The sequence below is a fragment of the Halomonas elongata genome (assembly GCF_029081005.1).
Taxonomy (GTDB): Bacteria; Pseudomonadota; Gammaproteobacteria; order Pseudomonadales; family Halomonadaceae; genus Halomonas; species Halomonas elongata_B.
Map to the genome: position 1 here is coordinate 112,386 of NZ_JAJQTQ010000006.1, position 17,291 is coordinate 129,676.

Genomic DNA, 17,291 nt, shown 5'->3' on the forward strand with positions numbered 1-17,291 from the left:
ATGTCACAGCGTGATAACTGGGTGGGTCGTTGCCAGGTTCGCGCGCCCTCGGCTGATGCTCGGCAATGGCTGGCAGCGGCCGACGAGGCGGTGAGCGTGGCGGTGGTCTGGGCCCTGGATGCCGTCGAAGCGCGTCAGCGTGTCGAGCAGTCGCTGCACGAGGCCGGCCTCGTGCTGACGGCCTTCGAGCAGGTGAGGCCGCTGATCCAGCGCTTTCGCGAGCAGGGCATGGAGCAGCCGCTGGTGGATCTGGCCAACGGCCTCACCGAGGCGGCGCCGGTGGGCTGTGGCGAGATGCTGCCCATCCTGCACGAACCCGAGCCGACGGCTATCCATGACGCGCCGGCCGAGCCGGCCCCGTCGCCGGCCACCTACAGCGAGACGGACTGGGACCACCTGTTCGACTCGGACCAGCCGCCCCTGTGGGCCGTCATCGACGGCGTGAACTGCCGTGAGGTCATGGCCCGGGTCGCCGAGAGCGAGGTGCAAAGCGCCTGCCTGTATGCCTCGGCGGACGCCGACACCCGCGCCATGGCGCCCTGGCTGGTGCGCCTCGAGCCCGACAGCGAACTGGCCACCTGGCTTCAGGGCCTGCCCCAGGACCAGCACTGGGGCATTCTGCTGCAGTCCACGGCCACCCTGAAACAGCTGCGTACCCATCTGCGCAAGTTCACCATGCTGTGGACCTCGGCCAACGACCAGGCACCGGTGTATTTCCGCTTCTACGATCCGCGAGTGGCGCTGGACATGAGCCAGGCGTTGGCGAGATGGAAACTGATCGCTCTGATGGCGCCCATGGAGAGCATGGTGATGAGCCTTTCGCCTTCGATGACGTTCCCGTCCGAGCTCGAACTGATGCCGGCGATTGGCCTGGATGTCGACGCCGACGAGGTGCAAGGGCGGTTGTTGCGCGTCACGGCCAATGCAGCAATGCCTGCCGGCAACGCACCAGGTCGCCAGTTCGCGATTGGCGAGGCGGAGTACCAGCATTTCGGCAAGCTGGCCCAACTCAGATCACGACAAGCGCTGGCTCGATCGCTTGCTGAGTCTTACCCCCAATCACCAGCGGACAAGCGGCGTCGCGTTGTCGAGGAGGCCACCCAACTGGGGCAGCGCTACCAGCTGACCTCCACCCGACAGACTGACACGCTGGCCAGGTGCGTGATGGAACTGGGACCGGACTTCCCGCAACGCCACCCGGAGGCCGGGAAGATACTCGCCAACCCGCGTACCGCCAGTTGGCGCAAGCGTGAGCAGTTGGTGGCCTGGTTGCCCCATGGCCGCGTGCGGCACTCGCTGCTGGGCGCGGCGGGTGACCCGGCCAGCGAGGATAACTACCGGCCCATCATGGACGAAGAACGCTCATGAGCTATCAGCCGAGCATTGAAGATATTGCGCAGCTTGCGATGGACCAGCCGGAGTGCTTCTCGAACGCACAGCAAACGCTGACCTCGATTCGACACGCCATACAGGCCGACGAGGTACAGCGTGACGCACTGGAAGCCGCGACCACCCAGGCTCACTACGACGATTTCTTGAGTAACGGGGGACAACCGCTTACCGAAAGCCCGATTCCCCCTCTGCCCGTACCGAAAGGCCCCACCCACGATACTGAGTTCGGTGCCGCCTGTGTTAAGTGCGCCTCACTGTCGCCCTGTATCAAGAAAGTCGAGATTGCCTGCCACGCGGGAAGCAATGCCCGGGTGACGTTGCAGGGTGAGGGTGAACTCGACGATGGCAGGATCTACTTTGTCGCCGACCAGTTCGTGACGGGGGCAGGCACCCTTGAAGACTTTTTCTCGGGCACGCGGCTTAAAGACGAGGGCAGCATCGCGATCACACTCGATCCCTGCTCTCACGGGCTGCATACGCTGTACTGGACCGACGACCTGAGCGGCACCGTGCTCACCCCAGGCTTGACCACGACCGTCGATTTTTCGCTGATGACCGAGCCCGTGCCACCCATCTCCTTGCCCGGTGCACTCATGGGGCTTATACCACCGGATGCGGAGCTCGCCGTTAAAACGGCCGCCATGCTGCTGGATATCATCATGAACCGCAAAGCCATGGTGAGTGAGCAGGACTTTCGCATCAGCCATGATGGCACCAACGACTTCTGTTTTACCTCGGTGACGCTACCGCAACTCAAGTTCGATGGTCTGGTGACGATAGCGCCACCAAGCCTGGGCACACGATTTGTCGAAGAACGTGAAGGTCGTGAACTGGCTGACCAAAAAGAGATGGGGCCGCGAGTCAGGCAAGTATCAACTCGGCAGGGGTGGGGCATACATGCCGACATGACAGTGGTATGTGGCGCCAAGAGCAGGACTATCACGGTAGGTACCAGCCCGAGTCAAACCGAGACGTATGATACCGGGCCATCGATTCGGCGTGCCGATAATCAGAGGAATCAGAAAAGTACGGTTGAACGATTCTTCAGCACCCTTACCGATGCCTCGCAGAGTATCGCCAAAAATCTGAGTGCTACCGAAAATGATGGCGACAGGGTTTTTAGTTTCTACAGCATTGGGCCAGAGCTGATGCTTGGTGCCACGACCGAACAGGTCGAGGAAGACGGTGCGCCCGGGGCCTCGTGGAACATAACCCCCGGCCTTTCCCTGGCTTATGAGTGCGGCGTCAGGGTCGATATCTATGAAGCCCTCAAAAGGGTGTTAAGAGCGTTGCCTCTGACGACGCCTGCGGGCGCTGCCGGGAGATCTCTGCTTGCTTTTCTGGAAGATGCCGAATCAGGCCGTGATTTGTGGGTAATAGAATATGGCTTTACTCCCGAGTTGTTTATGGAGGTAGGCCTGGGGGTTGGCCCCTCGCCTACGGAAGACACGCTCGGCAACCACATGCTTAGAGCCGAGTACAATGTTCAGAAAGATGTTTTTGAGGCACCCCAAGGCCAGGTCAATATCAAATTGAGCGCTGTTGTAGGTGGCGGGATGATGGGGTACTTCGACAGCCTTTTTACCGAGGAAACGGTCTTCAAGTATCGAGTGGAAATCGCCACCAGCGGCAGCATCGATATTACCATAAAGGATGGGAAATGGGGTTACCAGCTCTCCCATGGCGGCGCTATGGTTCGCGTGCAGGGCTATAAAAAAGCGGATACGGATTCAGTGGGTGACAGGAGACCCAATGATGGAGGTAGGCCAGCGCCAAATCGACGGGTTAGCAGCCGTAGTTCCCAAGTTATTGAGACTTCCGGTGGTGCTCGATGGCAAAAGGATGGCGGAACCCATTCCTATCGGCTTGCCGAGAGTTGGGTGGGGGAGTTTCATCAGTTTAACAGCGGGCTGTAGTTTAATATGAAAGTAATTTTCGCACTTTTTTTATCAGTATTGATGAGTTTTGAGGTACAGGCGATGTCGCAGAAAGTAGAGTACCATTTTGGCGTAAGATGGAAGGTCAATGGCCTGGCGTCATCACTGGATATACAGAATATCATGCTTGATTTTAAAGGCGTGCCTAGTGTGCATAATACGATGCTGCCTGTCACGCAGTATATCCGTAATGGCCGAAATGCGATTCAGTTCTATGCCTGGCCAGTGCCGTCAGACGACCCATTCAAGCCTGAACAAGAGCTGCGTCTCTCTTTGGAATATTGGCGGTCTGGCCAAAATCCCAGCACTGAAGCCAGTACGGCGTTTGAGGTGGTGATGAAGCCAGGCCAGGAGGGTGCCAAGCCCCGCATCGTGACAAGAGAGCCAATTGCTCCACTGCAACCAATAAGCAGTGAGATACGTTGGGACAAGGATTACTTCCGGTTGACGGTTCCCTTTACCAACCGCCAGCCTATGCCCACCTGGTGCTGGGAAGAGGGTGATGTTTTGCGCGATAATGATGCCACCCGCGACAGCCTTGCCCGTGAGTACCGTCGATTGCATAAGCTGTTTGCCGCGGGCGATAACGATGCCCTTTTGGCGGCTGCCTCAACAAGAACCCAAGAGCTCGCTCTTGCCACCGATACGCCAGAAGCCTATGTGCGTCACCGCTTCAGCTACAATATGTACTTCGATAACCCAGATACCTACCAGTTGGACGACTTCCCCGAAGAGCCCATGACGCTGAACCTAGCGGCGGATAATCGCGTAGCCTGGCTGACCACACAGGGTGTTAGTGTGCCCATTGTGTTTAGCCATGTTGGAACCGAGCACGGTGCTTCGTTTGTTAGGCCTTACTTTATCCGCCGTAATGGCCAGTGGGAAATCTGCCGATGAAACCCATCGCACGCCAGGGCGACCTGCACCGTTGCCCCTGCAATGGCCACGGCGTCACGCCGATCGTCTCCGGTTCGCCCCGCTCCCGGGTCGAGGGCCAGCCCGTGGCCCGGGTGGGTGACAAGACTACCTGCGGCGCCACCATCATCGAGGGCTCGGGGAGTTCCAGCACCGATGGCAAGCCCACGGCCTACCTCGGCTGCAAGACCGACCACGGCGGCGAGATCATCTCCGCCGCCAGCCAGGCCAAGGTGCAGCCGTAGTGGTTGCATTCTGCAAGCGGGAGTTCGGTGAACGTTGGGGCATATGGAGGAATCGTGAATGAGCACCTCCCGGCGTCGGTGGCGTCATCGCCAAGGCACCTCACGTGAATGGACCGAGGCAGAGCTTGTTCTGCTTGAGCGCTACTACCTGGACATGACCTGGCGTGAGCTGCAGGCACGTCATTTTCCTCATCGCACGCCGGCAGCGATTCAGTGCATGGCCCATAAGCTGGGGCTGAAAAAGTGGGAGTTGAAGGTACAGGAAAAGCAGCCGTGGAGCGAGGAGGAACTGGGCCTGGTGGCGCGGTACTATCCAGCGCTCAAGGCACCGGAGATCCGGCGCCGTTTACTGCCACATCGCAGCGTCCTGGCCATCCGCCATCCGCCATCCGCCAGGCGGCCAGGAAGTTCGGCCTGAAGGCATTTTCGATGGTCCACTGGGCCGAGCAGGAGTTGGCCATTTTGAGATGCCACTTTCCTCGGGGCGGTATTGCGGAGGTACAGCGGATGTTGCCCCACCGCACCGAGGCTGCCATTAAAGCGCGAGCCAGGACGGAAGGAGTGAGTTACCTGCCACAGGGTGATGGCGGAAAAGGGGATATCTGGAGTGCCGAGGAACTGCGATGCCTCGAAGAGCACAAGTACCTGCCTGCGGAGGAGCTGGCCAGGTTATTTCCCTATCATTCCAAGAAAGCAGTGGTCAACAAGCGTTACAAGCTACAGTGGGCGCCCGTCAAGCACTGGTCGGAGCCCGAGTTGCAGCGTTTGAAAGACCACCTCGATGCCCCCTTGGAGACCCTTTGCCGGTTATTTCCCGACCGCCCTCTGGAGGGCATCAGGATCAAGCGAGACCGCCTGCGGCGAAGTGGCCCTTGATCTGCTTATCAGCCGGCAGGGGATCTTGCCGTTGTCTCGATCATCGTAAGAGCTACTGCGTTTCCCGCGAGGCGCAATGAATCCTCTTTGTCTATCGGTTCGACATCGGTGCGGATTCGGTGACTCCCGCGACGGTGAGGCCCACCATGAATGGCCGTCGGTGCTCGATCCATCGCGCAGAAAGAATGTCGGGCAGGTGTTAACCAATCCGTGCAGTTGTTCGAGACACTTTCAATTCTTGTCCTTGCCCTCCAGGCGGCGCAGTTGCTGCCAGAGTTCCCGGCGCAGGTCGGCCAGGCGCGGGCGTTCCGTATCGTCGAACGTCAGCGGTCGGGTCAGGCGCTGGGTGCGCAGCCCGAGTCGCGCGCCCAGCAGGCCGACGCCGAGGCCCTGGGCGGCTCGGGTGGAAAGACGGCCGGCGAGATCCAGCGAGAGCATCTGCATGCTGGCGTCGCTGGCCAGCTCCGTGGCGCCGGCGAAGGCCATCTGCCGGAGCACGTCGCGCAGCAGGCTGATCCGGGCGGCGTAGCCGAGTTCCAGTCCGTAGAGTCGGCACAGCCGGTCGATCATCGCCAGGTGACGCCAGGCGACCAGGCCCATGTCGACCAGAGTCAGCGGCGAGACCGCCACCATGACGGCGGTCTCGCCGCTCATGCGTGATATGAGTCGCCGCGCTTCGCGGTCGCGGGGTGCCAGTAGATGATGGGCCAGCAGCGGGGCCAGGTCCTGGCCGTCGTGATGGGGCTCGCGCGCGGTAAGAAAGCTCTGCCAGTGAGGGTGATCGTCATGCAGGTCGAGCTGGGTCTTGAGGCGTCGTGCCAGCGCCATGGCCTGCTCGGGTGAACACTCGGGCAGTCGGGTGAGTGCCTCGCGCAGGCGGTTGTGTCGGCCGAGTCGGCGCAGCCGCCAGAGTTCACGCAGGATCGCCAGACCGCCCAGTCCCACGGCGCCGAGCCCGAGCAGCTGCCAGCCGGTGGTCAGCCAGTCGCCGTCGGCCACGCTGGCGGGCAGACCGGTGACGAACTCGGCCGCTCCCAGGCCTAGTGCGCCGGCGAGGGTGCCGAGCAGCCCCCAGCGCCGCTTGCGTGGTCGACCGAGGTGCGCCGACGGATCAGGATGCACGCGATCGTCCGGCTCGTCGCCGGGAGACAGGGCGCGGCTGGGCAGGTCGTTGTCGAAGCGGCGGGCCGGTGCCGGGTCCGGTTCGGGCCGGTAGGCCTCAGAAGCGAAGCGCTGACCCGGTCGGGGGTCCGGTGTATCCCGGTGAGGGGCGTCGTTCATGTCAGCTTGTCTCCGATCAGCCAGTCGAGGGCGGCATCCATGCGGATATGGGGCAAGGGACCAGGTGCCCGTGGCAGGGGACGAAAGGCCGTGAAATCGAAACCCTGGCGCGACCAGAAACCGGCGTCGGGCAGGCGTGTCGGCACCTCGCCGGGGAAGGTCAGCACGGCTTCGCCGTTCAGGTCGGTACCCCGCAGGGCAGGGGTGGTTCGGCCCTGGCGCGTGACCTCATGGCTCTCAGTGGCGCGTACCGAAGCCAGGGAGAGGGCCTTGACGGGCACGTTGGCGAAGCGCAGATCCTTGAGCGGTTCGACCAGCAGCGCCTCGAGCAAGGTGACCAGCCGGGCGTGCTGTTCCGGGGTGACATGGTCGGCCTTGGTGGCGGCGATGGCCAGCCGGTCGATGCGCGGCGTGAACAAGCGCGACAGCAGGCTGCGCTGGCCGTAGTCGAAGCTCTGCATCAAGCGGGACAGGGCACGTGACAGGTCCTCGAAGCGCTCCGGACCGGCATTGAGGGCGCCGAGCACATCGATGAGCACGATCTGGCGATCGAAGCGTCGGAAGTGGTTTCGGTAGAAAGGCCGCACGATATGCTGCTGATAGTAGGCGAACCGCCTCGACAGGGTGGCATAGAGGCTGGTGTCGGGCAGAGCCGCCAGGGCCTCGGGCGTCCAGTCATCGAGACCGGGCAGGGGGAAGAACTGCAGTACCGGGGCGCCGGCGAGGTCGCCGGGCAGCAGGAAGCGGCCGGGCTGCAGGTCGGAGAAGCCGGCCTCGCGGGCGGCGCGCAGGCCAATGGCGTAGTGCTCGGTGAGTTCGGCGAGACGCGCCTCGTCGACTTCGCTGGCGGGGTCCAGATCGGCGATGGCGGTGTGCCATTCCTCGAACAGGGCGCGTCGGGCGGGGCCGTCGCCCTCGCATTGTGTGCGGCTCCAGCTGGCGAAGTCGTGGTCGAGCAGCGGCAGGTCGAGCAGCCATTCCCCCGGATAGTCGAACAGGTCGAGCGTCAGTTCGGCGGTGTTGCCGCGCCACCAGGTGGCGTGGGCGCGGCGGTAGCGGATCTTCAGGCGCAATTCGCTGATGCCACGGGTCGGCGCCGGCCAGCTCGGTGGCTCGTTGCCGAGGGCCTGCATCGCCTGATCGTAAGGGAAGCGCGGCACGCCCAGGTCCTGCTGGGCGACGCGCTGGGCGCCGAGCAGCCGCTGCTCCCGGGCGGCGGCGAGCAGATCCAGCCGTGCCTCGAGGCCGGCGTGGCGGAGCTGGTCGACCAGTGAGGTGAGAAAGGCGGTCTTGCCGGCGCGTGACAGGCCGGTGACCGCCAGTCGCAACTGACGGTCACGGCCGCGTTCGATCAGGTCCTGAAGGTCGCGTGTCAAATCCTGGGGCATTCAAGGGTCCGCCTGGCGTCCATGTCAGCCTCTAATCTGTGGGCGATGGACACGGAAGGCAAGGCCGAGCAGCACCAGGGGCACGGCACACATCGGGATCAGTACGGCATTGAGCAGCGGCCAGCCCAGGCTGGAGGCCGCGGGGCCCGCCAGCAGTGCAGTGATGGCCACGGTGGAGAATACCAGGAATTCGTTGGCGGCCTGGGTGCGGGCCTTCTCGGCAGGGCTGTGCGTTTCCGTGAGCAGGCCGGTGGCCGGCAGGAAGGTGAAGTTCCAGCCCGCCCCGAGCAGGATCAGGCCGCCGTGAAAGCCCGCCAGGCCGGCATCGAACTGGGCGGTCAGGGCGCTGGCGATCAGCAGCAGGCAGCCGCAGGCGATCATTCGCGAAGCCCCGAAGCGAGCGGTCAGTCGGCCAGTCACGAAGGAGGGGAGGAACATGGCGACCACGTGCCACTGAATGGTGGCGGCGACGTGGTCGAAATCGTGGCCGGCCTCGGCCATTGCCAGCGGCGTGGCGGTCATGGCCAGGTTCATCACGCCGTAGCCGATCATGGCGCTGACCACCGCCAGCACGAAGACCGGCTGGCGAACGATCTCGCCCAGCGGGCGCCGCTCGCCGACGGAGGCATCATGGGTGCCGGCCGGCATGCGCACGAAGGCGAGCAGGATCAGGGCGAACAGATAGAGTGTGCCCAGACCGATGAAGCTGCCCAGATAGGGGGTATCGGCCAGGCTGTGACTGTGGCGCGCCAGCCAGGGACCGAAGAAGGCCGCCAGCACGCCCCCGCCCATCACCAGACCGATGGCGCGGTCGCGTCCGCCCTCGGGCGCGGCTTCGACGGCGGCGAAGCGATAGAGCTGGCCGAAGCCGATGCCGATCCCGATCAGCCAGGTGGCGACCAGGAAGAGGTCGAAGCGCTGTGAGTGCAAGGCGAGCACGGCGAGCCCCGCGCCGGCGATGCCCATCAGGTTGCCGAGCACGAAGCCGCGCCGGCGGCCCAGCCTGGCCATGATCAAGGACGCCGGAATGGTGGCGCACATCAAGCCCAGCCATTGCGTCGCCACCGGGGCGGTGGACCAGGCGGGGGCCGGGGCGAGCTGGGCGCCGATCAGCGGGGAGACGGCGATCAGCAGGATATTGCCGCTTACCAGCAAGGCCTGGCAGAGCGAAAGCAGGGAAACGGTCAGGGGCATGGGGCTTCCTCGGTGGGTGTTATGGCGGAGCCGAAGCGTTGGCGATAGACCGATGGCGAGACGCCGTATCGGCGGTGGAAGAGACGTCGCAGTTGTTCGGCATGGCCCAATCGCCACCGGGCGGCCAGGCGTTCGAGCGATGGGCCGGGGTGAGTGTCGAGCAGCTGCATGCGTGCCCCTTCCAGTCGCAACCGGGTCAGGTAGGCGCCTGGGGTGGTGTCCAGGTGCCGCCGGAACAGCCGCGACAGATGGCGCGGCGTGACCGACATGCGTGCCGCCATGCTCTCGAGGTCGTGATCGGCAGCGGGATCGGCGTGCAACTGGTCGAGTAGTTCGCGCAAGGGGCCGGTAGTACGTTGCTGGCTCAACAGCGCCTCGCTGAACTGGGCCTGGCCACCGGGACGGTGCAGGAACATCACCAGCTCACGGGCGACGCGGCCCGCCAGGGCGGCCCCCTGGTCGGCTTCGACCAGCGAGAGGGCGAGATCGATGCCAGCGGTCACCCCGGCGCTGGTATAGCGGTCGCGATCGTTGACGTAGAGGGCGTCGGGCTCGACATGCACCTGCGGGTGGGCCTGTGCCAGCATTTCGGCATGGCGCCAGTGGGTGGTGGCTCGGTGGTCATCGAGTAGCCTGGCTCGGGCCAACAGGAAGGCACCCGTGCAGATGGCGCCGAGACGCCTGACTTGCGGTGCCATCCCGCGTAGCTCGTCGAGGTGGTGCCCGGCCCGGCATTCGGCGAAGACGCCACTGCCACCGGCCACCAGCAAGGTGTCCGGAGCGCCGAGGGACGCCAGGCCCTGCCAGTCGAGATCGGCCATCATCACCAGGCCGCTGTTGGTGACCAGGGTGCCGGGGGAGCGGGCGACCAGGCTCAGCTCGTAGAGTGGCCGGCCGGCGAGTGCATTGGCGCTGGCGAACACCTGCCAGGGGCCGGTGATATCGAGGACCTGGCAGTCGGGGTAGGCGAGCAGCACGACACGACGTGCATGGGATAATGGGGCTGTCATCGGCGACTCCGGGGCTCAACGGCATGTGCTTGAGTCTGGTGGAAAGCGCAGGTGTCCACAATGACCAATACCCCACCGATAAGGACATGGTGGTGCCGAAAACGACGACGCCCCGCTCAATGGCAGCGGGGCGTCGAGGCTGGCGAGGAAAGGTGAGGGTGGTGTCAGCCGGCGAAGGCGGCGTACATGATGATGACCAGGATCACCAGGGTGATGCCGACGGGAACCGCCCCCTTCCACGGGGTGAGGTCGACCGCGCCGCTGTCCTCGTGAACCCAGGCGTCGGTCCGGGGACGCAGCTTGCCGATGATCAGCATGCCCACGACCAGCAGCACGAAGACGGCGGCGACGAAGTGGAACTCATGCATGACCTGGGGCAGCTTGTCGAACGGCGGAATGAAGTAGCCGGCGAAGATCAGCAGACAGCCACCGACCAGGGCGATCTTGGCGGCCATGGCCGGCACTCGGCGCGTCAGCAGGCCGACCAGTACCACTGCCAGGATCGGGATGAAGTAGATGGCGTTCATCTTCTGCAGATAGCCGAACAGGCTCTCCTGGCCGGCCAGCAGGGGGGCGATGGTCATGGCGATGACGGCCATGATCCAGCCGAAGATCTTGCTGGCGCGCACGACCTGCGCCTCGCTGGCTTCCTTGTTCAGCACGCCCTTGTAGAAGCCGAGGCTGAACAGGGTCGTGGTACTGTTCAGTGCAGAGTTGAAGGAGGACAGGATGGCACCGACCATCACCGCGGCGAAAAAGCCGGTGAGATAGGGCGGCAGCACGTTGAACACCAGGTGGCCATAGGCTTCATCGGCCTTGATGCCCTGATCGGCATAGAGGTGGTAGGCGATGATGCCGGGCAGTACCAGGTAGATGGGGCCGAGCAGCTTGAAGAAGCCGGTCAGCAGCACGCCCTTCTGGCCCTCGGCCAGGTTCTTGGCGGCAAAGGTCCGCTGGATGATCTGCTGGTTGGTGGTCCAGTAGAAGACGTTGATCAGAAAGACGCCGGTGAACAGGGTAAAGAAGGGAACCTGCTGGTCGGCACCGCCGATGGAATCGAGCTTGTCGGGGTGAGTCTGCTTGAGGGTCTCCCAGCCGGCCAGCACGCCGCTGCCGTCGCTGATCGCCTGCAGGCCGAAATAGACGATCACGAAGCCGCCGACCAGCAGTCCGATGCCGTTGAGCGTGTCGGACACGGCGACGGTACGCAGGCCGCCGAACAGGGCGTAGAGCGAACCGATCAGCCCCACCAGCCAGACGGTCAGCCACAGCAGGGTGGTATCGGACTGGATGCCTGTCAGGCCATGCAGGTCGAGCATGCCCTGCAGTCCCATGGCGCCCGAGTAGAGGATGATCGGCAGCAGGATCACCGCATAGGCGAGCAGGAAGATCACGTTGGTGATGCGCTGGGTGGCCTTGTCGAAGCGTATCTCCAGCAGTTGAGGCACGGTGGCGATGCCACTGCGCAGGAAGCGTGGCAGGAAGAACAGTGCCAGCAGCACCAGGGCGATGACGGCGACCACTTCCCAGGCCATCACGCTCAGGCCATCGCTGAAGGCTGAACCGTTGAGACCGACCATCTGCTCGGTGGAGAGGTTGGTCATCAACAGCGAGCCGGCGATCAACGGAAAGGTCAGACTGCGGCCGGCCAGGAAGAGGCCGTTGGCGCTCTTGTGATCGTCGCGGCGGGTGATCCGCCAGGTGATGAAGGCCACCAGACCTGTGAAGAACAGGAAGGAAGCGAGAGTCAGGGCATGCATGTCAGAAGATTCCGTAAACATCAGGGTTTATTGCCGTGTCGCTCGCGCCTTGCGAAGTAAAATTTCGTAAAATTACAGCGACGCGAGGAGTTTAGGAGTCGTGAAGGTATATGCCATACGCCTTTCGTCTAGTATCTTCCGGTATGGCGTGGTTGGCTGATCATGACCAGCTGCTAAGCTGGATGACGGGCCAGGTGGCCATGAATCGAGGAATGACGAGATGACGATGCAGGAAGGGCCCGCGCGGGTGCTGGCTTTCTGGTTCGAGACACTGGATTCCACGCAATGGTTTCGCAAGGATCCGGCCCTGGATGCCGACATTGCCGAGCGTTTCGCCGATACGCTCGCGGCGGCGCTGCGCGGCGAGCTATGGCGCTGGCGAGAAACGCCACGTGGCAGACTGGCGGAGGTGATCGTGCTCGATCAATTCTCGCGCAATATCCACCGCGACACGGCTCGGGCCTTTGCCGCCGATCCCATTGCCCTGGTCCTGGCCCAGGAAGCGGTCGCCCGGGGCGATGATCGAGCGCTCGTCCCAATGGAGCGAGCCTTCCTTTATATGCCTTACATGCACAGCGAGTCGCGGGCCATCCACGACGAGGCGCTGCGCCTTTTCGACCAACCCGGCCTGGAGCGCAATCTGGATTTCGAACACCGACACCGCGAGATCCTCGAGCGCTTCGGGCGCTACCCGCATCGCAACGCCATCCTGGGGCGAAACTCGACACCCGAGGAACTGGCGTTTCTCGAACAGCCGGGGTCTTCCTTCTGACATCCTGGCAAGGCACCATCATGGAAACCACCAACCGGAAAGGAGAACGGCATGGGTATCATTGCTTGGTTGATCATCGGGGGCCTGGCGGGCTGGATCGCCGGCAACATCATGCGTGGCGGCGGTTTCGGACTGCTGGGCAATATCGGCGTGGGAGTCGTCGGCGCGGTGGTCGGCGGTTTCCTGTTCAGCCTGCTCGGCCTGTCTTCCGGCGGGTTCATCGGTTCGCTGGTGACCGCCGTGGTGGGAGCCGTGGTGCTGCTGTGGATCATCGCCAAGGTCAAGAAGGCCTGAACGTGCTCGAACAGGGCCTTCGCCCGGCGACGTTTCGCATCACGCCCTGCTCGAATGAGTCTCCATGACAGCAATACGCCGCCCGGCCATTGGCCGGGCGGCGTGCGTTCGGGCGATGACGGAGGCGGCGGCCTGCTGACCGACCAGCTCCCTGAGGCAGATCTCGATGATGTCCCGGCCTTCCTCGAGAATCGCGTCCTCGATGGTCACCGGCATCAGGAAGCGGACGGTGTTGCCGTACATGCCGCAGGAACGCGCCGTTCAGGTGTCGACCTGTTTAGGTTCGCTGGCAAAGGTGCTCAGCCCCAACCAGCTCTGCATGCTGGCCTTCAATTGAAGGGCTCCGGTCAGTTGGAGCTTGCCGCTGTCGATCGCTTCCGCCACGGTCATCAGGCCCATCCAGATGGCGGTCATGCTGCGCAGGTCGCTGGCCACGTAGAGGTCGACATCATGGCCGGGATCCTTCCTGCAGAGGTCGACGATGCCATCTGCGCCCGCTTTGTCGATGACTAGCCACCACTTGGCCTGGCCGGGTGTCACATCGTGATACAGAATTTGAATCGTGACTTTCCGGGACGGCAAGGGGTCGGGATCAAGGTTGCGGCGCATGTCCCACATCAGCAGCGAGGGGTCGAGATTCTTCATGGAGAGTTGCGCTTCCAACCAGCGTTGCCCCCAGCAGCCTATCGCCATGACGACCGGATGCAATTCCTCGCCTGCATCTGTCAGCCGGTAAAACGGGTTGCCATTCTCGGGGTCACGTTGGCGGCTCACCACCCCCAGTTCTTCCAGTTCGCGCAGTCGTTTCGACAACAGGGCCGGTGAGATATGTGGAAGCCCGCGGCGCAGGTCATTGAAGTGGTGGCTACCACACAGTAGTTCGCGGATGACCAGGATGGTCCAGCGGGTGCCCAGCACCTCCGAGGCCATGGCCACGGGGCAGAACTGCTTATATCCCCAATCCGTCATGAGAGAATCTCCTCGAGATAGCGAGGCTTCAGCGTCGCCGCTCGTCCGTCGGGAGCGGTACAGATCGTGAATTCCCGGTCCGTCGACGATTCCACTAAGTTTAGCAGTGTGATTTATCTGCATGTTCCGCGTGACCAGGTACCGAGCCATGGCTGTTGCTCCGACCGCTGGAGACGGCCTTCTCGGTGGGGCGTGGACGGGGAGCGTATGCCTCGAATGCTGGTGGCGACAGGGGGCCTGACCATGAAGATCATCAAAGCGATAACCCTCAAGGGTACCGATATTGAGTTGACGCCGGACATGCTTGCCGGTTTGCAGATGCAGCTCCAAGGCGAGCTGTTGACGCCTGACGATCCAGCCTACGAGGCGTCGCGTAGCCTGTGGAACGCCATGATAGAGAGGCGGCCGGCCGTGGTGGTACGTTGCCTGGGAGTTGCAGACGTGATGGCGGGGGTGCGCTTCGCCCGCGAGCACGACCTGTTGCTCAGCATCAAGGGGGGCGGCCACAACATCGCTGGGCTGGCGGTGGCCGACGGCGCGCTGATGCTCGACCTCTCACCGATGCGTGGCGTCTGGGTCGATCGCAAACGCCGGGTGGCTCATGCCCAGGCGGGATGTGTGCTCGGTGACGTGGACCGCGAGACCCAGGTACATGGCTTGGCCACTGTGCTTGGTTTCATATCCACCACCGGCATCGCCGGACTTACTTTGGGCGGCGGCTTTGGCTACCTGAGTCGGCGCTGGGGCTATACCACTGACAGCGTGCTGGGTATGGACGTGGTCACCCCCGACGGCCAGTTGGTACACGCCAGTGCCGACGAGCATGCTGATTTGTTCTGGGGCTTGTGTGGCGGTGGTGGCAACTTCGGCGTAGTGACCGGTTTCGACTACCAGCTGTACCCCGTCGGCCCGGAGGTCGTAGGGGGGCTGGTGGCCTGGCCCGCCAGCGAGGCACCGGCGGTACTAGAGCTCTATAGCAGCCTGGCCGAGCAGGCCCCGCCCGAGCTGACCCTGGTCGCCTTGCTGCGGCCGGCACCGCCGGCGCCCTGGTTGCCCAAGGAATACCATGGCGCGCCGATCGTGGCGCTGCTGGCCTGCTACAGCGGCCAGCCGGAGGAGGGCGAGGCGGTGGTCGCGCCGATCAAGGCGTTCGGCCAACCCATCGGTGACGTGTTGGTGCGCCGGCCCTATGCGCAGCTGCAAAAGCTGCTCGATGCCACCCAGCCCAAGGGACGGCGCTACTACTGGAAGAGCGAGTATCTGCCGGGTATCAAGCCGGCGCTGTGCGACAAGGTCATCGAACATGCCGGGCGCATCCGCTCGCCGCACTCGGCAGTTATTCTCTTCCAGCTCGGTGGCGCCCTGAATGAGCTCGACAACGACCACTCGGCCGTGGGCAATCGCGATGCGCGCTACATCTTCAACGTGGGGGCTGCCTGGGAGCAGCCGGAGGACGATGCGACGAACATTGCCTGGGCCCGGGAGGCTTGGCATGACCTGAAGACTTTCTCCACTGGCGGCACTTACATCAACTTCCTGACCGAGGATGAAGGCCGGGAGCGTGTCGAAGCGGCCTTTGGCCCGGCTCTCCGGCGACTCGCCGAGATCAAGCGACGCTGGGATCCGGACAACCGTTTCCGCGTCAATCGCAATATTGCGTCCGATTGAAGAATGGGGGAACGGGCGAGTCCATTCGACCTCAACGTTCAGACGGACTGAGAGGGCATGGTCGTGGCAATGCCCGCAACTCTTGGAGGTCCCGCCATGCAGGAGATGATTCACTACATGCGGGTGCCGCCTGGAAGGTGCCGAGTACTGTGGCGTTTCCAATGGCCACGGCCGATTCTTCGCCGACGTGTACCCCGAAGCGGATTACAATCCTGCAGCAGCGAACGCACGCCGCCCGGCCATTGGCCGGGCGGCGTGCGTTCGGGCGATGACGGAGGCGATCAGGCGGAGGCGGCGGCCTGCTGACCGACCAGTTCCTTGAGGCAGGTCTCGATGATGTCCAGCCCTTCCTCGAGAATTGCGTCCTCGATGGTCACCGGCATCAAAAAGCGGACGGTGTTGCCGTACATGCCGCAGGACAGCAGGATCAGTCCCTTTTCGCGAGCTTTCTTGCACAGTGCTCCCGTCAGGTCGGCATCCGGCGTGTGTGCGGCCTTGTCGGCAACCACGTCGAAGGCGGCCATGGCGCCCATGTTGCGAGCATTGTCGATGCAGGCGAAGTCACGCTGCCAGGCGGCGAAACGGTCGGCCAGCTTGTTGCCCAGCGCCTGACTCTTCTCGAGGATATTTTCCTGCTCGAAGACCTCGAGGACCGCGAGGGTCGCCGCGCAGGACACCGGGCTGCCGGTGTAGGTGCCGCCCAGAGAGTTGCCGCCGGAGGCGTCCATGTGCTTGTCGGTGCCGACCACGGCGGAGATCGGCATGCCGTCCGCCATGCTCTTGGCCATGGTGATGATGTCGGGCTCGACGCCGCTGTGCTCGATGGCGAACAGCTTGCCGGTACGGCCGAAGCCGGACTGCACCTCGTCGATGATCATCAGGATGCCGTGCTCATCGCAGATCTCGCGGATCGCCTTGAGGAAGCTGGGCGGCGCCGGGTAGAAGCCCCCTTCGCCGAGCACCGGCTCGAGCACGATCGCTGCGGTGTCCTTGGGGTTGGCGTCGGTCTTGAGCGCCATCTTCAGGCCACGCAGGGCTTCATCCTCGCTGACCCCGTGGTAGGGCACCGGGAAGGGCGCACGGAAGACGTTGCCCGGCATGCTGCCGAAATCGGTGGCGTAGGGGGCGACCTTGCCGTTCATGGCCATGGTCATGAAGGTGCGGCCGTGATAGCCGCCGTCGAAGCAGATCACATTGTTCTTGCCGGTGGCGGCACGGGCGACCTTGACGGCGTTCTCCAGGGCCTCGGCACCGGAGTTGGCCAGCATGACCTTGGCATGGCCGCGTACCGGCGTGACCTGGCTGAGCTTCTCGGCCACCTTCACGTAGCCTTCATAGGGCATCACGGTCTGGCAGGTATGCATCACGCGGTCCAGTTGTGCCTTGACCGCCTCGACAACCCTGGGATGGCGATGGCCGATGTTGAGCACGCCGATGCCGCCGGCAAAATCGATGAAGCGGTTGCCGTCGGCATCCCAGATTTCGGCGTTCTCGGCGCGATCGGCGAATGCGGTGGCGGGACTGGCGGCGCCGCTGGCGACATAGCGCTGCTTGAGTTCGTTGAGCTGGGCGTTGTTCATGAGGATCTCC

Annotated in this window: 17 protein-coding genes; 9 read left to right on the forward strand and 8 right to left on the reverse strand. The window is 63.5% G+C overall.

The features are described from left to right. The 6 genes from LU493_RS06540 to LU493_RS06565 all read left to right on the forward strand — a co-directional run bounded on the left by LU493_RS06540 (nt 1) and on the right by LU493_RS06565 (nt 5,365). Nucleotides 1-1,368, forward strand: coding sequence for a DUF4123 domain-containing protein (locus LU493_RS06540; RefSeq protein ID WP_275286985.1), 1,368 nt, complete (start codon nt 1-3; stop codon nt 1,366-1,368). Continuing rightward, entirely contained in the window at nt 1,365-3,308 is a 1,944-nt protein-coding gene (locus LU493_RS06545) for a hypothetical protein (protein WP_275286986.1), read from the forward strand. The genes LU493_RS06540 and LU493_RS06545 overlap by 4 nt, the downstream gene beginning before the upstream one ends. A 6-nt stretch (nt 3,309-3,314) precedes the next feature. Continuing rightward, entirely contained in the window at nt 3,315-4,226 is a 912-nt protein-coding gene (locus LU493_RS06550) for a hypothetical protein (RefSeq protein WP_275286987.1), read from the forward strand. After that, nucleotides 4,223-4,489, forward strand: a complete 267-nt coding sequence (locus LU493_RS06555; RefSeq protein WP_275286988.1) for a PAAR domain-containing protein — start codon at nt 4,223-4,225, stop codon at nt 4,487-4,489. Before LU493_RS06550 ends, LU493_RS06555 begins: the two co-directional genes overlap by 4 nt. A 58-nt stretch (nt 4,490-4,547) precedes the next feature. Then, nucleotides 4,548-4,907, forward strand: a complete 360-nt coding sequence (locus tag LU493_RS06560) for a hypothetical protein (RefSeq protein WP_275286989.1) — start codon at nt 4,548-4,550, stop codon at nt 4,905-4,907. Between the two features lie 143 nt (nt 4,908-5,050). Further along, the gene (locus LU493_RS06565) at nt 5,051-5,365 is read left to right on the forward strand and encodes a hypothetical protein (RefSeq protein ID WP_275286990.1); all 315 of its coding nucleotides are present in this window, start codon (nt 5,051-5,053) and stop codon (nt 5,363-5,365) included. A 231-nt stretch (nt 5,366-5,596) separates the two neighbouring features. Here LU493_RS06565 and LU493_RS06570 read toward each other — a convergent pair whose 3' ends face one another. The 5 genes from LU493_RS06570 to LU493_RS06590 all read right to left on the reverse strand — a co-directional run bounded on the left by LU493_RS06570 (nt 5,597) and on the right by LU493_RS06590 (nt 11,998). Continuing rightward, a complete protein-coding gene (locus LU493_RS06570; RefSeq protein ID WP_275286991.1) occupies nt 5,597-6,646 on the reverse strand; it encodes a YcjF family protein in 1,050 nt (349 codons plus the stop codon). Continuing rightward, nucleotides 6,643-8,034 carry a YcjX family protein gene (locus tag LU493_RS06575; protein ID WP_275286992.1) on the reverse strand — a complete coding sequence of 464 codons (1,392 nt, stop codon included), beginning with the start codon at nt 8,032-8,034 and terminating at the stop codon, nt 6,643-6,645. The genes LU493_RS06570 and LU493_RS06575 overlap by 4 nt, the downstream gene beginning before the upstream one ends. A gap of 24 nt (nt 8,035-8,058) precedes the next feature. Continuing rightward, the gene (locus LU493_RS06580) at nt 8,059-9,228 is read right to left on the reverse strand and encodes an MFS transporter (RefSeq protein WP_275286993.1); all 1,170 of its coding nucleotides are present in this window, start codon (nt 9,226-9,228) and stop codon (nt 8,059-8,061) included. Then, a complete protein-coding gene (locus tag LU493_RS06585; protein ID WP_275286994.1) occupies nt 9,219-10,238 on the reverse strand; it encodes a GlxA family transcriptional regulator in 1,020 nt (339 codons plus the stop codon). The genes LU493_RS06580 and LU493_RS06585 overlap by 10 nt, the downstream gene beginning before the upstream one ends. Before the next feature lie 164 nt (nt 10,239-10,402). Then, a complete protein-coding gene (locus LU493_RS06590) occupies nt 10,403-11,998 on the reverse strand; it encodes a solute:sodium symporter family transporter (protein WP_275286995.1) in 1,596 nt (531 codons plus the stop codon). Between the two features lie 226 nt (nt 11,999-12,224). Between LU493_RS06590 and LU493_RS06595 the strand changes: the two genes are divergently transcribed. Together LU493_RS06595 and LU493_RS06600 are read left to right on the forward strand one after the other, a co-directional pair. Next, entirely contained in the window at nt 12,225-12,770 is a 546-nt protein-coding gene (locus tag LU493_RS06595) for a DUF924 family protein (RefSeq protein ID WP_428994532.1), read from the forward strand. Between the two features lie 51 nt (nt 12,771-12,821). After that, nucleotides 12,822-13,064 (forward strand): GlsB/YeaQ/YmgE family stress response membrane protein, encoded by a 243-nt coding sequence (locus LU493_RS06600; protein WP_275286997.1) that lies wholly within the window; start codon nt 12,822-12,824, stop codon nt 13,062-13,064. A gap of 39 nt (nt 13,065-13,103) precedes the next feature. On the opposite strand, the gene LU493_RS06605 is transcribed toward LU493_RS06600, so the two are convergent. Continuing rightward, nucleotides 13,104-13,307: a hypothetical protein gene (locus tag LU493_RS06605; RefSeq protein WP_275286998.1), complete on the reverse strand. Its 204-nt coding sequence runs from the start codon at nt 13,305-13,307 to the stop codon at nt 13,104-13,106. Nucleotides 13,308-13,325: 18 nt separating this feature from the next. Then, nucleotides 13,326-14,183: a winged helix-turn-helix transcriptional regulator gene (locus LU493_RS06610; protein WP_275286999.1), complete on the reverse strand. Its 858-nt coding sequence runs from the start codon at nt 14,181-14,183 to the stop codon at nt 13,326-13,328. Nucleotides 14,184-14,276: 93 nt separating this feature from the next. Between LU493_RS06610 and LU493_RS06615 the strand changes: the two genes are divergently transcribed. Beyond that, nucleotides 14,277-15,701 (forward strand): FAD-binding oxidoreductase, encoded by a 1,425-nt coding sequence (locus LU493_RS06615; RefSeq protein WP_275287000.1) that lies wholly within the window; start codon nt 14,277-14,279, stop codon nt 15,699-15,701. A gap of 281 nt (nt 15,702-15,982) precedes the next feature. Here LU493_RS06615 and gabT read toward each other — a convergent pair whose 3' ends face one another. Then, nucleotides 15,983-17,281 carry a 4-aminobutyrate--2-oxoglutarate transaminase gene (gene gabT, locus LU493_RS06620; RefSeq protein ID WP_275287001.1) on the reverse strand — a complete coding sequence of 433 codons (1,299 nt, stop codon included), beginning with the start codon at nt 17,279-17,281 and terminating at the stop codon, nt 15,983-15,985. Nucleotides 17,282-17,291: the final 10 nt, after the last annotated feature.

What these genes read in the sequence shown, in the direction of transcription:
- LU493_RS06580 (WP_275286993.1), bottom strand. Translation starts at nt 9,228, where the DNA reads ATGCCCCTGACCGTTTCCCTGCTTTCGCTCTGCCAGGCCTTGCTGGTA.
- LU493_RS06575 (WP_275286992.1), bottom strand. Translation starts at nt 8,034, where the DNA reads ATGCCCCAGGATTTGACACGCGACCTTCAGGACCTGATCGAACGCGGC.
- LU493_RS06560 (WP_275286989.1), top strand. Translation starts at nt 4,548, where the DNA reads ATGAGCACCTCCCGGCGTCGGTGGCGTCATCGCCAAGGCACCTCACGT.
- gabT (WP_275287001.1), bottom strand. Translation starts at nt 17,281, where the DNA reads ATGAACAACGCCCAGCTCAACGAACTCAAGCAGCGCTATGTCGCCAGC.
- LU493_RS06555 (WP_275286988.1), top strand. Translation starts at nt 4,223, where the DNA reads ATGAAACCCATCGCACGCCAGGGCGACCTGCACCGTTGCCCCTGCAAT.
- LU493_RS06600 (WP_275286997.1), top strand. Translation starts at nt 12,822, where the DNA reads ATGGGTATCATTGCTTGGTTGATCATCGGGGGCCTGGCGGGCTGGATC.
- LU493_RS06610 (WP_275286999.1), bottom strand. Translation starts at nt 14,183, where the DNA reads ATGGCTCGGTACCTGGTCACGCGGAACATGCAGATAAATCACACTGCT.
- LU493_RS06585 (WP_275286994.1), bottom strand. Translation starts at nt 10,238, where the DNA reads ATGACAGCCCCATTATCCCATGCACGTCGTGTCGTGCTGCTCGCCTAC.
- LU493_RS06590 (WP_275286995.1), bottom strand. Translation starts at nt 11,998, where the DNA reads ATGCATGCCCTGACTCTCGCTTCCTTCCTGTTCTTCACAGGTCTGGTG.
- LU493_RS06570 (WP_275286991.1), bottom strand. Translation starts at nt 6,646, where the DNA reads ATGAACGACGCCCCTCACCGGGATACACCGGACCCCCGACCGGGTCAG.
- LU493_RS06545 (WP_275286986.1), top strand. Translation starts at nt 1,365, where the DNA reads ATGAGCTATCAGCCGAGCATTGAAGATATTGCGCAGCTTGCGATGGAC.
- LU493_RS06615 (WP_275287000.1), top strand. Translation starts at nt 14,277, where the DNA reads ATGAAGATCATCAAAGCGATAACCCTCAAGGGTACCGATATTGAGTTG.
- LU493_RS06550 (WP_275286987.1), top strand. Translation starts at nt 3,315, where the DNA reads ATGAAAGTAATTTTCGCACTTTTTTTATCAGTATTGATGAGTTTTGAG.
- LU493_RS06540 (WP_275286985.1), top strand. Translation starts at nt 1, where the DNA reads ATGTCACAGCGTGATAACTGGGTGGGTCGTTGCCAGGTTCGCGCGCCC.
- LU493_RS06595 (WP_428994532.1), top strand. Translation starts at nt 12,225, where the DNA reads ATGCAGGAAGGGCCCGCGCGGGTGCTGGCTTTCTGGTTCGAGACACTG.
- LU493_RS06605 (WP_275286998.1), bottom strand. Translation starts at nt 13,307, where the DNA reads ATGTACGGCAACACCGTCCGCTTCCTGATGCCGGTGACCATCGAGGAC.